11 protein-coding genes and 1 CRISPR repeat array are annotated in these 16007 nt (G+C 35.8%); of the genes, 2 read left to right on the plus strand and 9 right to left on the minus strand.

Going from position 1 to position 16007, the window contains the following annotated elements:
* Positions 1–49: 49 nt before the first annotated feature.
* The 7 genes from D1J36_RS02895 to D1J36_RS02925 all read right to left on the minus strand — a co-directional run bounded on the left by D1J36_RS02895 (position 50) and on the right by D1J36_RS02925 (position 8939).
* Positions 50–820, minus strand: coding sequence for a succinate dehydrogenase/fumarate reductase iron-sulfur subunit (locus D1J36_RS02895; RefSeq protein WP_004918231.1), 771 nt, complete (start codon positions 818–820; stop codon positions 50–52).
* Positions 821–843: 23 nt separating this feature from the next.
* Positions 844–2856, minus strand: a complete 2013-nt coding sequence (locus D1J36_RS02900; protein WP_014938048.1) for a fumarate reductase/succinate dehydrogenase flavoprotein subunit — start codon at positions 2854–2856, stop codon at positions 844–846.
* 64 nt (positions 2857–2920) lie between these two features.
* Positions 2921–3589: a succinate dehydrogenase cytochrome b subunit gene (locus tag D1J36_RS02905; protein WP_013446918.1), complete on the minus strand. Its 669-nt coding sequence runs from the start codon at positions 3587–3589 to the stop codon at positions 2921–2923.
* A gap of 123 nt (positions 3590–3712) precedes the next feature.
* Positions 3713–5485: a ComEC/Rec2 family competence protein gene (locus tag D1J36_RS02910; protein ID WP_252339422.1), complete on the minus strand. Its 1773-nt coding sequence runs from the start codon at positions 5483–5485 to the stop codon at positions 3713–3715.
* 88 nt (positions 5486–5573) lie between these two features.
* Positions 5574–6011, minus strand: a complete 438-nt coding sequence (locus tag D1J36_RS02915) for a hypothetical protein (RefSeq protein WP_154137826.1) — start codon at positions 6009–6011, stop codon at positions 5574–5576.
* Positions 6011–7639, minus strand: a complete 1629-nt coding sequence (locus D1J36_RS02920; RefSeq protein WP_014938044.1) for an acyl-CoA carboxylase subunit beta — start codon at positions 7637–7639, stop codon at positions 6011–6013. The genes D1J36_RS02915 and D1J36_RS02920 overlap by 1 nt, the downstream gene beginning before the upstream one ends.
* A 106-nt stretch (positions 7640–7745) precedes the next feature.
* Positions 7746–8939: an endonuclease/exonuclease/phosphatase family protein gene (locus D1J36_RS02925; protein ID WP_154137824.1), complete on the minus strand. Its 1194-nt coding sequence runs from the start codon at positions 8937–8939 to the stop codon at positions 7746–7748.
* A gap of 248 nt (positions 8940–9187) precedes the next feature.
* On the opposite strand from D1J36_RS02925, the gene D1J36_RS02930 reads away from it, so the two are divergent.
* Together D1J36_RS02930 and D1J36_RS02935 are read left to right on the plus strand one after the other, a co-directional pair.
* A complete protein-coding gene (locus D1J36_RS02930) occupies positions 9188–11995 on the plus strand; it encodes a carboxypeptidase-like regulatory domain-containing protein (protein WP_154137823.1) in 2808 nt (935 codons plus the stop codon).
* Between the two features lie 32 nt (positions 11996–12027).
* A complete protein-coding gene (locus tag D1J36_RS02935) occupies positions 12028–13422 on the plus strand; it encodes a DUF5689 domain-containing protein (RefSeq protein WP_154137821.1) in 1395 nt (464 codons plus the stop codon).
* Positions 13423–14243: 821 nt separating this feature from the next.
* Positions 14244–14669: direct repeats of the CRISPR family, unit length 46 nt; unit sequence GTTGTGAATTGCTTTCAAAATTACTATCTTTGTGATAGTTCGCAAC.
* Between the two features lie 108 nt (positions 14670–14777).
* Here the strand turns inward: D1J36_RS02935 and cas2 are convergent.
* Positions 14778–15116: a CRISPR-associated endonuclease Cas2 gene (gene cas2, locus D1J36_RS02940; protein ID WP_004918211.1), complete on the minus strand. Its 339-nt coding sequence runs from the start codon at positions 15114–15116 to the stop codon at positions 14778–14780.
* Entirely contained in the window at positions 15106–16005 is a 900-nt protein-coding gene (gene cas1, locus D1J36_RS02945; RefSeq protein WP_154137819.1) for a type II CRISPR-associated endonuclease Cas1, read from the minus strand. Before cas1 ends, cas2 begins: the two co-directional genes overlap by 11 nt.
* Positions 16006–16007: the final 2 nt, after the last annotated feature.

A 16007-nucleotide genomic window follows, 5' to 3' on the forward strand; every position in this document is an offset into this window, starting at 1 on the left:
GCTTTTTGTTATAAAAAGCGATTTTTCTTTTATTTTAAAAAGCGTAGTCTTATTCTGCACTAGAAAGCGTTGCACATAGGAACTCCCTGTTCATTCTTGCAATGTTTTCAAGAGAAATTCCTTTAGGACATTCTACTTCACAAGCTCCAGTGTTAGAACAGTTACCAAAGCCTTCCTCGTCCATAGCTGCTACCATTTTAAGAACTCTTCTCTTAGCCTCTACTCTACCTTGTGGCAATAGTGCATACTGAGATACTTTAGCCCCTACAAATAGCATCGCAGAACCGTTTTTACAAGTTGCCACACAAGCACCACATCCTATACAAGCAGCTGCATCCATTGCTTTATCTGCATCTTCTTTAGGCACAGGGATACTGTTAGCATCGGTAGTGTTACCAGAAGTATTTACAGAGATAAATCCTCCTGCAGCCATAATTCTATCAAAGGCACTTCTGTCTACTACCAAATCTTTAATTACTGGGAAAGCAGCACTTCTCCATGGCTCTATATGAATAGTCTCACCATCTTTAAACATTCTCATGTGTAACTGGCAAGTTGTAATCCCTGTATCAGGACCATGAGCTCTACCATTGATGTATAACGAACACATACCGCAAATACCCTCACGGCAGTCGTGGTCAAAAGCTACAGGCTCTTTACCTTCGTTTACTAAATTTTCATTGAGCATATCTAACATCTCCAAGAATGACGAATCAGGAGAAACATCAGAAATCTTATAAGTTTCAAATTGCCCTTTTGATTTATTATTTTTCTGTCTCCAAATTTTTAGAGTCAGGTTTAATCCTTTTTTTGCACTCATTTTATTATCGTTTTTATTGGAGATTATTTATAACTTCTTGTTTTCACTTCTATATTCTCGTAAACCAGTTCTTCTTTGTGTAAGACTTCCTGATTGATGTCTTCTCCTTTGTATTCCCAAACTGCAGCATACTTATAATTCTCATCATCTCTCTGTGCTTCTCCGTCTGGAGTAGAGTATTCCTCACGGAAGTGTCCCCCGCAAGATTCGTTTCTGTTAAGTGCGTCCATCGCCATAAGCTGACCTAACTCTAAGAAATCTGCTACACGGAATGCCTTTTCTAGTTCAGGGTTCATACCGTTAGCTTCACCTGGAACTCTTACATTTTGCCAGAAATCTTTTCTAATTTCTTCAATTTCTTGGATAGCTTCCTTCAAGCCTTGCTCGTTTCTAGCCATACCCACCTTATTCCACATTACATTTCCTAATTTCTTGTGGAAATAATCTACAGAGTGAGTTCCGTTATTATTGATAAAGAAATTAACTTTCTCCTGTATTTCTTTCTCTGCTTGTTCAAAAGCTGGTGTATCTGTAGGGATTTGCCCTGTTCTAATATCCGCAGAAAGATAATCTGCGATTGTATAAGGCAATACGAAGTACCCATCAGCTAAGCCTTGCATCAGAGCAGAAGCTCCAAGTCTGTTAGCACCGTGGTCTGAGAAGTTAGCCTCACCAATTACGAAACAACCTGGTATTGTAGACATCAAGTTATAATCTACCCAAACACCCCCCATAGAATAGTGCACCGCTGGATAAATCTTCATTGGTGTTTTGTACGGATTATCCGCTGTAATCTTTTCATACATTTGGAATAAGTTTCCGTACTTCTCTTCTACCCAAGCTTTACCTAAATCGTAGATTTGTTGCTCTGTAGGATTATGAAGGTTTCTTTCTAAAGCCGCTTCTTTACCTTTCTTCATGATTTCAGTAGAGAAGTCTAGGTAAACACCTTCTTTAGTTTCGTTATTTTCGATACCAAAACCAGCATCACAACGCTCTTTAGCCGCTCTAGAAGCCACATCACGAGGCACTAGGTTACCAAACGCTGGATATCTTCTCTCTAAGTAGTAGTCTCTATCTTCTTCTTTGATATTTTCAGGTCTTAGTTTACCTTCTCTGATGGCTACAGCATCTTCTATCTTTTTAGGAACCCATATTCTACCAGAGTTTCTTAAAGACTCAGACATCAACGTCAATTTAGATTGCTGTGTCCCATGAACAGGAATACAAGTAGGGTGTATCTGAACGAAACAAGGGTTTGCAAAGTAAGCTCCTTTCTTATGGATTTTCCAAGCGGCAGAACAGTTAGACCCCATAGCATTTGTAGAAAGGAAATAAACATTACCATAACCTCCAGAAGCAATGACTACTGCGTGTGCAGAGTGTCTTTCTATCTCCCCAGTTACTAAGTTTCTCGCAATAATCCCTCTTGCTTTTCCGTCAACAATTACCAACTCCATCATTTCATGACGGTTGTACATTTTAATTCTACCTTTACCTATCTGACGGCTCATCGCAGAATAAGCTCCTAGTAGAAGTTGCTGACCTGTTTGTCCTTTAGCATAGAAAGTTCTCTTTACCTGAACCCCACCAAAAGAACGGTTATCCAATTGACCTCCGTAATCTCTACCAAAAGGAACCCCTTGTGAAACACATTGGTCTATAATATTAGCAGAAACTTCCGCTAGACGATAAACATTAGCCTCTCTAGCACGATAGTCTCCCCCTTTGATAGTATCGTAGAACAATCGATAGATAGAATCTCCATCACCTTGATAATTTTTAGCAGCGTTAATCCCTCCTTGAGCCGCAATAGAGTGAGCTCTTCTAGGAGAATCTTGGTAACAAAATGCCTTCACATTATATCCCTGCTCTGCTAAAGTAGCAGCGGCAGAACCACCTGCTAACCCTGTTCCTACCACGATAACATCTATCTTATCACGGTTGTTAGGGGCTACTAGGTTCATGTGATTTTTATGATTTTTCCACTTGTCCGCTAATGGACCTGCTGGAATTTTAGAATCTAATATACTCATTTTTAGATATTTTAAATTAAATGATTTAAATTTTAAATTATGATAAAAACTTAAAATCTAAATTTTATTGAGTTACGAAATGAAATACTGCCACAAATATAAAACCTAGTGGAATAAGGATAGAATACCACTTCCCTAAAGCCATAATACAAGGTGTATATTTAGGGTGTCTAGCTCCTATAGATTGGAACGAAGATTGGAAACCGTGTGCTAAGTGTAACCCTAAAAGCACAAAAGAAACCACATAAAAAGCCACTCTAACAGGGTTAGAAAACTTCTCGTGTAATTCTTCCCAAAAACGAGCAACATCGCTAGGATCTCCTTCTCCAGGAATGTACTTGTAAGTCATCTCGTGCACCCAAAAATCATACATATGAAGTGCTAAAAATGCCAAAATAACTGCTCCAGAAATAATCATATTTCTAGACATCCACGAAGAGTTAGCCTTAGCACCATTCACTGCGTATTTCACAGGTCTAGCTTTGTTATTTTTAGCTTCTAATACAAACCCCATCACAAAGTGAAAAAACACAGCAAAAATCAAAATTGGCTGCATTAAAAATTGTACAAAAGGATTGTATCCCATAAAATAAGACGCTTGGTTAAACGCACTCTCGCTAAAAACGGAAAGCATATTAACCGAAAGGTGCATCACTAAAAACACTAACAAAAATATTGCTGATAGTGCCATTGCATACTTTCTACCAATCGTAGAACTTGTTAAACCTGCCATATTGAGTTTATTATTTTAAATTTTCACAAAGTTAAAAAAATGTTAAGTTTCTTAAAAATGAGAAACATCAGAAATACATAGTTTATAATCTTTCTAAATAAAATATTTAATACACCATAAAGGCTATTGAGACGGATATCTTTTTCCATTAAAAATAACCTCATTTACTTCTTCAGACATCATCTTTTTTACTTTATAGCTTTCAGCTCTTTTAGAAATCACATAAGGCTTTATGAGATAACTTTCTAACATCTCTAAATTGTCTTTATCTGACACCCAAAAATACACTTTTCCTTTATCCAAAACAGAAAACACCTTAGTGTGATAATGATAATGCCACCTCGCTTCTTTATCATGATAAGCTCTAACATCTAGCCCCATTTTAATCCCGAAAAATAAAAGTACAGAAAACATCAACTTCATAAAACCTCTCCATCTAAACCGAACCAATATTTCTCTTAGAAAATAAAGTCCTACCGCCAAAGCTCCCATCTCCCAAATACTCAACGGTATATCTTGAAAATACCCTAACTCTATTTTACCAAAGAAGCCTATCAGCCATAGCAAGGCTTTAATTAGCCAATCATAAGCAAAAGATAGCCACCCCCAATAAATTCCTAAACCAAAAACAATTGTCATTAAAAATGATAGTATCATCACAATTTCCATCAAAGGAAGTACTACAAGATTAGCCAAAACAGACCACGCCGAATACTGATGAAAATAGTAAATCACAATAGGTAGCGTCCCAAGTTGTGCCGCCGTGGACACAGTAAAAGTATAAAGTAATAGTTTTTGAATTTTGTTTTTAGGATTTGGAAAAAGACGAATGATAGGTTTATTAAACCAATAAATCCCCAACACCGCAGAAAAACTCAACTGAAACCCTACTGAAAACAGTTCTTGTGTATCTACCATCAGAATACCCAGCCCTGCTAAGGCTAAAGCGTCCAAAACTTGAGGTTTTCTTTGTAGAAGCACAAAACCAAAATAAACGGTGAGCATAATACAAGACCTAACAACAGAACTCCCCCAACCGATAAACCAAGCAAAAACCCAAATTAATATTAAGCTAAACAATATTACGCCTGTCCTAAATTTTGCTGGCACAATTAAACTCAGTAGCATATAAATCACCCCAAAGATAATTGCAATATGCGACCCAGAAATGGCTAAAACATGCGTCAAACCACTTCTCCTAAAATTGGTATTAGTTTCCGCATCTACCTCTGTTCTATCAGCTAAAACAATTCCTTTTAGGAAAGCTCTAGTTTGTTGTGAAAGTTTTTCGTTTTTATCTATATTACTAAGGAGTTCCAGTCGCCATTGTTTCATTTTTTCGGAGAAAGTAAGCTCTGATTTTGGTGCTTTGTGTAAATCCTTAGCATAAGCCCTGTAATAAACACCTTTCCTTGCTTGATATTTAGCATAATCAAACTGATAATTATTCTTAGAAGACTCTAACGGATATAAACTAAGTTGAGATTGATAATAGTGCTTATAATCCAATTCTTCCAAATCTTTTGGAACAGATAAAACCGCTTTGAAAGGTTGATTTTGATGAAATGCTGTTATTTCATAGCGTTTATTTTTAGCCGTTGAATTCAGCTTTTGTTCAACTTTAAAAACAAGTTCTTCCTTTTTAGAAACACTTGGTAGAACTGACTTTTCCGAATTAAGGTAATGAGTAAATACTCCAAAACAGAGAAAAAAGATATTGAGCAACCAAATTCTACCCCAAACTAACCAATCTGCTTTTACCCAAATCAATCCAAGGCTAATAATTCCTAATGTAGCTATAAGATCGAGCTGTTGCCACGAGAACCCATTAAGGTCTTGCAAGAAGACACCTAATGAAAAACTTATAAAGAGGCTAAAAAGAATCTGCTTTTTCACTTTGATAAACAAACTGATACAGGATACCAAATTAAGCAAAAAATCAATTCAACCAAACAAAATATCACTTAATTATCCAGTAATGAATTCAGTACACCTCACCATTAAAAGTATGAGTACAACAATTGCAAAATTTTTGCATATTAGATTTATTTAATTCGGGCGTACATTTTTGCAAAATATTGTTTTCATCAACAAATAAGCCCGAGAAATAACTAGACTCTCCTGTCCTCACAAAATCTTGCTTTTCATTCTCCGTTAGTGCCACCATCCAAAAGATAGGTTCAGTTTTATCAAGTCGTGATTTAGCCTCACTAAAAACACTATCCCAATCTGAACCTACCTTTGACAGCAAAAACCTAAAGAGCGGCGTATAGTCTAATCCTCTTTCTACGCCTCTCTTCATTTTTCCTTTACCATCTTGTTGACTTTCATATCTTCTATTATAATCTTGTCCAAAGTTATGACGAACACCGTAGGTAGTTGTATTTACTTTTCTAAACAGCTTTTTCTTTTCCTTATTCATTACACTTGAATAACCCCTAAATTAAATTTCTCTGTAATAGGCGAATGATTAGCTGCCTCTATCCCCATAGAAATCCATTTTCGAGTATCTAACGGACTAATGATAGCATCTGTCCACAACCTTGCAGCTGCATAAGTAGCTTCAGTTTGTTTTTGATATTTTTTAGATATTTCTTGTAAAATTTCGTTTCGGTCTTCTTCAGTAATTTCCTTACCTTTCTTTCTAAGTGTAGCTTCTTGTATTTGTGCTAATACTTTAGCCGCTTGAGCACCTCCCATTACCGCAAGGTCTGCCCAAGGCCAAGCCACGATAAGGCGAGGATCGTAAGCCTTACCGCACATAGCATAGTTACCTGCCCCATACGAATTACCTGTAATAATGGTAAACTTAGGCACCACAGAATTAGACACCGCATTTACCATTTTAGCACCATCTTTTATAATGCCACCGTGCTCTGATTTAGACCCCACCATAAAGCCCGTTACATCTTGTAAAAACACTAACGGGATTTTCCTTTGGTTACAGTTTGCAATAAATCGGGTTGCTTTGTCCGCCGAATCGGAATAGATAACACCCCCAAACTGCATTTCTCCCTTACCGCTTTTTACCAGTTTCCTTTGGTTAGCCACAATCCCCACACTCCAGCCATCTATTCTTGCCGTAGCACATATAATAGATTTACCATAATCTGGTTTATATTCCTCATACTCCGATTTGTCCACTAGACATTTTATAATCTCGTAAGTATCGTACTGCTCTGACCTAGCCGCAGGTATAATTCCAAATATATTTTCAGGATTTTCTTTCGGTAAAAAACTTTCCGTTCGGTCAAATCCTGCCTTTTCAAAATCTCCGATAGATTTCATTATGTTTTTAATTCTATCCAAGGCATCTTTATCATCTTTAGCTTTGTAGTCGGTAACTCCAGAAATAGAACAATGCGTAGTAGCTCCTCCCAAAGTTTCGTTATCTATACTTTCTCCTATCGCTGCTTTTACTAGGTAACTTCCCGCTAAAAATATAGAACCTGTTTTATCTACAATCATCGCTTCATCGCTCATAATAGGCAAATACGCCCCTCCTGCAACACAGCTCCCCATCACTGCAGAAATTTGGATAATCCCCATAGCACTCATTTTGGCATTATTTCTAAATATCCTTCCGAAATGCTCTTTATCAGGGAAAATTTCGTCTTGCATAGGCAGATAAACTCCTGCCGAATCTACCAAATAGATAATAGGCAAACGGTTTTCCATCGCAATTTCTTGAGCTCTAAGATTTTTCTTACCCGTAATTGGAAACCACGCTCCAGCCTTTACCGAAGCATCATTAGCCACTACAATACACTGCTTACCAGAAATGTACCCTATCTTAACCACTACACCAGCACTAGGACACCCCCCGTGTTCTTCATACATTTCAAACCCTGCGAAAGCCCCTATCTCTATGCTATCTTTATTATCATCTAAGAGGTAATCTATACGCTCTCTAGCCGTCATTTTACCTTCACTTCTGAGTTTTTCTAAGCGTTTTTCTCCCCCTCCTTTCTTTATTTTAGCTAATAACTGATTGATTTCTGAAAGTTTCAATCGGTTTAAATCTTCATTTTTATTGAATTGCAAATCCATAGGTTTCCTATTTTTTTAGTCCTTAAAGATAATAGTTTTTATGAAAACAAAAAAAGAGGTTGCCCTAAACTAAGACAACCTCTTATTTATTTATAAGATAAGTACTCTAATTAACTTCCTTGTAAAGTATTGTAAACACAGGAAAGTGATCGCTATATCCTCCTGTAAATTTATCCCCATTCCAAGAGCGGAATGGATACCCTTTAAAACTACCTTCCTTGTTGATAAGATAAGCAGGTGCATAAACTTCCGTTCTAAAAATAGAATAAGAAGCATCTTTTGGACTAACCAAATTTTCAGAAACTATAATTTGGTCGAACAAGTTAGGAGCATCGCGATATGCTAAAGACGCCACTCCCTTCTTATACAAAGGATACATTAAGTTTAGATAAGGATATTCTGGGCTTAGCTCTTTGGTACTTCCTACTGCTTTTAAGTAATTCTTCAAACTACTACTAATGGGATCATCATTAAAATCTCCCATAGCTACCAATTTGGTATTAGCATCTAAAGCCCTTACACTATCCATCTGTACTCTTAGCAACTGAGCCGCAGCATTTCTTTTAGGAAGAGAAACGGCTTCACCTCCTCTTCTAGACGGCCAGTGATTGACAAAAAAAGCAACTTTCTCTCCGTCTAAATATCCGGAAACCACCAACAAATCACGAGTATATTCTCTCTTTCCTTCCTCATTGTATATTTTGAGTTCTTTTTTAGTGCTATAAGTAGGGCTGAATCTTCTTTTCTGATAAATAAGTGCTACATCTATCCCCCTGTAATCATAGGAATTATAATGAATTACTCCATAATCAAATTTCTTTAACGCTGGTTGTTTTACCAAATCTTCCACTACTTGGCGATTCTCCACCTCAAGAAGCCCCACCACTACTGGAGCGGTCTTAGTAACCGAAGCTCCTAGCTCAGAAATAACTCTAGCAGCATTAGCTAATTTTTGATTGTAAATACTTGAGTTATAGTTTTTAGCACTCTTCGGCGTAAATTCGTCCGAAGAACCTTGAAAACGTACCACTTTTTTACCTATAAGTTTAGAATCCGACCACTCACCTCGATAATCCTCACGCTCCAAATACTTTACCGAATCTAGTGGTATACTTCTATGGAAACGAGGGTGATTAGGAGCTAGCGTTCCGTCTATATAATCTGCAGACTGAATGGTGTCCCAAAGGTTTTCTACATTATAGAACCCCACAGTTGCCATTCTTTTCAACTTTCCAGTTTGAGAAAAACCAGTAAAAAAAAGTCCCAATACTAATAAAGAGAATATCTTTTTCATCTTCATTTATTTTTTAAGTTTTAATATCAAAGCAAAGTTAGTGATTTTGAGGCGAACAGTAGATTAAAATTAATTTTAATTAACATCGCATAAGACACCAACATCGATAAACCCCTTATCCAATGGCTTATTTATTCAATCGTGATAAAAATCACATATTAAAAATTCTTAATTCTGTTAAAATTTACCAAAAAAATGGGTTAATTTTGTGGATTGAATAATCAACTTATTCAAAAACTAAAAATAAGAATGTTATGATTAAGAAATTATCATTAGTCTCTATGTTCTGTTTATTGCCTGCATCTTATTACTATGCACAAACCACAGTCTATGCGTATGTGAAAGATGCCGATGGAAAACCCATTGAAAATGCAGTAGCCGACCTAAGAGAAGCCAATGACGATGTAAAGGCAGACAAAATTGGATATTTCCAATTTGTAGATTTAAAACCTGGACATTACCAAATGGTAGTAACTCAACCTAACTACGAAACCAAAGTCCTAGAGTTTGATGTTTTTGAAAATGAAAAAAGAAAAGACTTGGGGATTATTACTCTTTTTTCTAACCTTAAAAATTCGGAATTAGGAGTAGTATTGCTAGATGACAATAGCAATATGGACGAATCTTCCTCACAAGCGACATTAGGACTATTACAATCTTCTAGAGATGTGTTTAGTAATATTGCTGCTTTTGATTTAGGTTTCTATTGGTTCAGACCTAGGGGTATAGACGGTAGAAGAAGTGAGGTTATGATGAATGGTATCTCTATGGAAAATGCTGATAATGGTAATGTAGATTATGGCAACTGGGGCGGTCTTAATGAAATTACAAGATACCCTGAAATTGCAGTAAACCACTCCCCTTCTGAATACGCTTTCGGAGGTATTGGCTCTGTGGTCTACAAAAATATGAAAGCAAGTGAATACCGCAAAGGGTTCCAATTTACCCAATCCCTTACCAACAGAAACTATCGTAACAGAACTTCCTTAAGATATTCTTCTGGAATGAATAAAAAAGGTTGGGCTTTTACCATAATGGGAGCTAGAAGATGGGCACAGGAAGGTATACAAGAAGGTACTTTCTATGATGCTTACGGAGCTTACCTAGGAATTGAGAAAAAAGTAAATGACAAACATACACTTACCTTAAACTTAATAGGCTCTCCTTACCGTAGAAGTACTGCTAGCCCTAATACCCAAGAGGTAATAGATTATAATGGCGTACATTACAATGCTTTCTGGGGATGGCAAGATGGCGAAAAGAGAAGTGAAAGAGTAAGACAAGGATTCCAGCCTATATTACAACTTACAGATTACTGGAAAATAAGCAGTAAATCTCAACTTTGGACTACTGTTTCTTACCAATTTGGTAAAGATAAGGTGTCCAGATTAGACTGGTACAACGCTCAGAACCCATCACCTCTATATTACAGAAATCTTCCTAGCTACTTCGCAGGGTTAGCTAATCCTACTGCGTCCGATATAGCTCAGCTGGATATAACTAAAAACAGATGGGAAAGTAACGACCAAAACTACACTCAAATAAACTGGGATAGACTTTATCTTGCTAATAGAAACAGAGAGCAAGCTGTTTACTTCCTAGTAAATGATGTTAATGATGACAAAGTTTGGAATGTAGGAACTCACTTTGTTCATAATTTTTCTGATAAGACGCAGCTATTCATCAACGCTTCTTACAGAAATTATTCATCAGACCAATACAGAGAAGTGAAAGATTTGTTAGGAGCACAATACGCTCTTAACGGAGATCCTTTTGCTGCTACTAACCAGCCTAAACTTTCAGGTTTATTCAACGAAGGTGAAGAAAATACTCATAAAAAAGTAGGAGATAAAATTGGCTACGATTATACCTTCCGAAGACAAGAAACCAAAATAAATCCAGCTCTAAAGTTTAGTGCAGGTAACTTTGATGTTTTTGTATCTGCACTCGCTGCACACATTACTAATAGCAGAGAGGGGCATTTCAACCATTACCTTTACAAAAATGCATTAGGAAAGTCTGAAAACCACGATTATTGGAACTTTGGTCTAAAAGGTCAATTAATCTACAAGTTAGACGGTAGACATTTCTTAGTGTATAACGGTGCTTACTATTCTCAGGCTCCTTACCTAAACAATTTATTCATCAATGCAAGAGCTAATAGTGCCATTGCACCTAACATTAGAAGTGCTGTAGTAGCCGCTAATGATATTAGCTATATGGTATCATCTCCTTTTGTTAAAGTGAGAGCAACAGCATTCCTTATTGACACTCAAAATGACACTAATGTACAACGTTTCTTTGCTGACGGAATCAAGCTAGATGGTGTAGATAGCGAAGGTAATGCTACTAGTGCTAGAAGTGCATTTGTAACCCAAGTAATGTCTAATGTAAACCGTAGAAACATGGGTGGTGAGTTAGGCATAGAGGTTAAAGTTACTCCAACAATTACTGTTAATGGTATCGCAAACTACGGTAAGTACATTTACACTAACAATCCTGAAGTGTATTTTGCTTCAGATGCGGTTGGACTATTCCCTAACGGTAAGTTATACACTAGTTACGGAACTTCTTATATTAAAAACTTTAGACAAGGAGGTACTCCTCAAGAGGCTTACTCTTTAGGTATAAAATATAGTTCTCCAAAGTATTGGTGGGTAGGTGCTAACTGGAACTATCTTGGCAATAACTTCCTTGACCCTTCACCTTTAATTCGTTCCGATTTCTTTGTTAACAACCCTGCAACAGGAACGCCTTACGCTGGTATATCTGAGCAAGAATATAGAAGAGTAAGCGCTCAAGTTAAACTTCCTGTAGCTTACTTCTTCAATATCAACGCTGGTAAGTCTTGGATGTTAGGTAAATATTATGTGCTTATTAGTGCTACCGTAAACAATGTGCTTGACAATACCAAGTATGCTACTGGTGGTTTTGAACAGACAAGAAATGTAAACTTTGCAGACTTTAGAAGAGACTACGATAGAGAGTATCCTAATTTTGCACCTAGATATTTCTTTACTCAAGGTAGAAACTATTTTATCAACCTACAGGTAAGATTCTAAATTTTATTTTTAACAATTTTAATACAATAAAAATGAAAACAACAACATACTTAAAAATTTCGTTAATAGCTTTATCTGGTTTTGGAGCATTAACTTCTTGCGTGCAAGATGACAAATTTGACACACCTGCAATCCAATGCAGCAATCAGTTTGCTGAAGCTAATATTACCATTAAAGATTTTAAAGCATTAGCACCAACTCCTGTTAACTTTGTAAGTAACTATGTTGTTCCTAATGGAACAGATGATGCTCCCGTAATCTTTGAAGGATATGTAGTTTCTTCTGACGAAGGTGGTAACTTCTACAAACAACTAACCATACAAGACAGCCCAGAAAACCCTACTGCAGGTATCCAAGTGGCTATCAATAAAACTTTTCTATACACAGACTATCCAGTGGGATCTCATGTAAGAGTTAAAGCTAATGGTCTTTCTGTAGGTATAGACAGAGGTGTTGTTAAATTAGGATATGTAAACCCTACTGGGCAAATACCAGAAGGTAACATGAGAAACTTCATTACTGGCGTTTGTGGTGGTAATACCATGGATATTAAAACTATTACTCCTAGAGTGGTAAATTCTATCGCAGATGCTATGAAAGATGAATATATTAACACTTTAGTTACTATTAAAAATGTACAGTTTGCTGAAGCTGATGGTAAGGTAACCTATGCGGACGCTGTTAATAACCAAACCGTTGATAGAACTTTAGTAGATAAACTAGACAACTCTGTAATCGTTAGAAACAGTGGGTTTGCACGCTTCGCAGGAACTACTTTACCTACCAAGAGCGGAGACATTACAGTAGTTGTTAGCAAATATAACTCTACATGGCAGTTCTACATCCGTGATTTAAACGATGTTAAGTTTGAACAAGATAGATTCGTAAGTGCTAAAAATGTTTTAGGCGGTGATGCACCTGTATATAGCAAAAGTATAGCAGAAACTTTTGATAATGTTACTACAGCTACCAATTTCAAGAGAATTGCAGATTCTAAATACGTCAACTACTCTGTACTTGGAAATCGTTTCTGGGAGCAAAAAGCATTTAGCGGTAATAACTATATCCAAATAAGTTCATTTAAATCTAACACAAATGTAACTGCTTATTTTATTGTTCCTGCTGAATTTACAGGAGCTTCTAAACTTTCTTTCCAAACGAAAGACGGCTACTACACTGGGGAGACTCTTAAAGTATATTACACAACAAAGTACACTCCTGGTGGAGAAGTAAACAAAGCAGACTTAGTAGATATTACTTCTAAATTTACTTTCTCAAAAGGAAATGTTAATGGCTACGCAGTAGATTGGGTAAACAGTGGGGAATTTACTATTCCTATTACAGGAAAAGGTTACATCATTTTTGAATATGCTGGAACGACTACTGTAACTACAACTATACAGCTAGACAACATTACTTTAAAATAATACATTAAACACTTTATTTTAAAAACTAAAGCTACTTCAATTGAAGTAGCTTTTTTCATTATCTTTGTAATAACCCAATGCTATTATTTTATATATTTGGAGTATGAAAACAAAAGCTTTACTTCTTGGGTTTCTAATTTTAGGAGTGATTGCCCTGTTAAATATCTTTTATATGATATTTACTAGAAAAGGCAGAGGAAAATATAATAGTTTAGACTAACTCCAAAAACAATCAATAATTTGCTTATGGTGTAATTGCTTTCAACTTTTACTATCTTTGTGATAGTTCACAACTTAAATTTGCTTTTTATGAAGTTAGATTTTGATTTCAAAATCAGTTTCAGAAGAATCAAAAAAGGCTTTAAGTTTGTTGCGAAACTTAAAGCCGAGATAAAACAGAAGCTTTTCGGTCTGTTATTCTGAAACAAAGGGGGCTTTATCCTCCTTACTACTAAAAGCAAATTTAGAAATATTTTTTTCAAATGAAGGAGTTTATAAAATTAATTAAAAACATTTTTTCAAAAGAACCATTTGAGCAAGATATAACTGTTAGATTTAGTTTATCTTTAGCGCAAATAATATTTATTATTTTAGCTTTAGCAGGAGTAATATACATCTTCTTAAAATAATCTTATGAGTATAGAAGATATAAATACCTCTTGGACAAAGGAACAGATGAAAGAGTTAAACAAAAAGACCTATTACTAGGTAAAAGCTATTTAAACCATCTGTTTTCTAGTGATGATAAACCATTGCTTTCAGTTTTTATTATCTTTGTGATAGTTCGCAACGGCGTTGTATTATTCATTTCCATAATCTAGGTTGTGAATTGCTTTCAAAATTACTATCTTTGTGATAGTTCGCAACTATTAACATTAACATTATTAACGGAATTTAGTTGTGAATTGCTTTCAAAATTACTATCTTTGTGATAGTTCGCAACGCATTTTGTGAATTTGTCAATATAAAGGTGGTTGTGAATTGCTTTCAAAATTACTATCTTTGTGATAGTTCGCAACAAACGCCCTGACCTGGATTATAATATTTGGGTTGTGAATTGCTTTCAAAATTACTATCTTTGTGATAGTTCGCAACTAAACTCTTCAATATCATTTTTGATAGCAGGTTGTGAATTGCTTTCAAAATTACTATCTTTGTGATAGTTCGCAACATTTTGATTCAATATCAATATCACTTAATTGTTGTGAATTGCTTTCAAAATTACTATCTTTGTGATAGTTCGCAACCTCAAAAAATAAACCCGTTGTTTTTCAATGGGTTTTGCTTTTTATTAGGATTAGATTTTTCACTATTTCTTGTCTATTTTTACTTTAGTAAATCCTTTTTTTCTGTTTCTAAAAAAGTTCTAATTGCTGATAGGTTGGTTTGGGTTCTTCTTTAGCTCTCGCAAAGAAAATTTCTATATCTCCAAACTGTTTATCTGTAATACTCATGATAGCCACCTTACCGTGCTTGGGAAGTATTGATTTTACTCTTTTGATGTGTACTTCTGCATTTTCACGACTTGGACAATGCCTTATATAAATGGAAAATTGGAAAAGGCTAAAGCCATCGTCCTCCAAGCGTTTTCTAAAAAGTTGAGCTGCTTTCCGCATCGCTTTAGTTTCTGTTGGTAAATCATATAGCACCATAACCCACATAACTCTATAAGCATTAAAACGATTAAACTTCATAAAACTCAGGTACAACTATTTGTCTTTTTTCTCCGGTATAACATTTATAAACAGAAACTACACTCGTTTTTACAGCTACGATTAAAGGTCTTAGCTTATTTTCAATTCTCACATCTAAAGTCGCTATATTTAGCATAAATGCTTTAAAATCTTTGGTTAACTCTTCACTTTCAGGGTGATTTTCTAACCATTCCATTACCAAAAAATCTACAAACGGACGGTAAGGTTCCATTAAATCGTCTGCCAAGCAGTAAGGATTATATTTATTCTTATGAAAAATCCCTAATACAGGCAACAGCCCCGTTTCTACTATCGCTCTTGCCACAATGCTTCTCAGCACCGCATAACCAAAGTTAAAAAATTGATTAGGCGAATCGCCAAATCGTTCTCTTAAAAAATCAGGGGCAATCAAATATTTCCAATAATGTTGTGCCGCGATCCCCTCCATATTAGTAGTATCTCCACTTTTCACTTGTTCTTTATACTCCAGCATAGGTTCGTAGTAGTTCCCTAAACGCTTTAAAACTTCTGATTGGTTATTGATTTTACTCTCAACAACTTGTTTCCAAAGGTTTTTCTTTAAAGGCTCGCTGGCTTCAAGCTGATATTTCACCCGTTCAGAATATTCGGAGTGTCCATACAAAGGCAACATAATGCCGTGAGGTAGATGATGAGCATCGCAACTGATAACCACCACATTATTCCCCATCAACTTTTGAATGAGCTGATGAGAAATAGTGATTTGAAAATGATCAAGCATCAATAATCCTAAATCTTCTACAGGGATGCTTCCTTTTTCTACTTTGGTTTCAGGGCAAATGATTTTCATTTGCTGATCTTTGAGCTTAAGGTAGGCAGGATTGCCAATGTAGATAGAACGATAAAGCATAA

This window comes from Riemerella anatipestifer (assembly GCF_009670965.2).
Classification (GTDB): Bacteria; Bacteroidota; Bacteroidia; order Flavobacteriales; family Weeksellaceae; genus Riemerella; species Riemerella anatipestifer_B.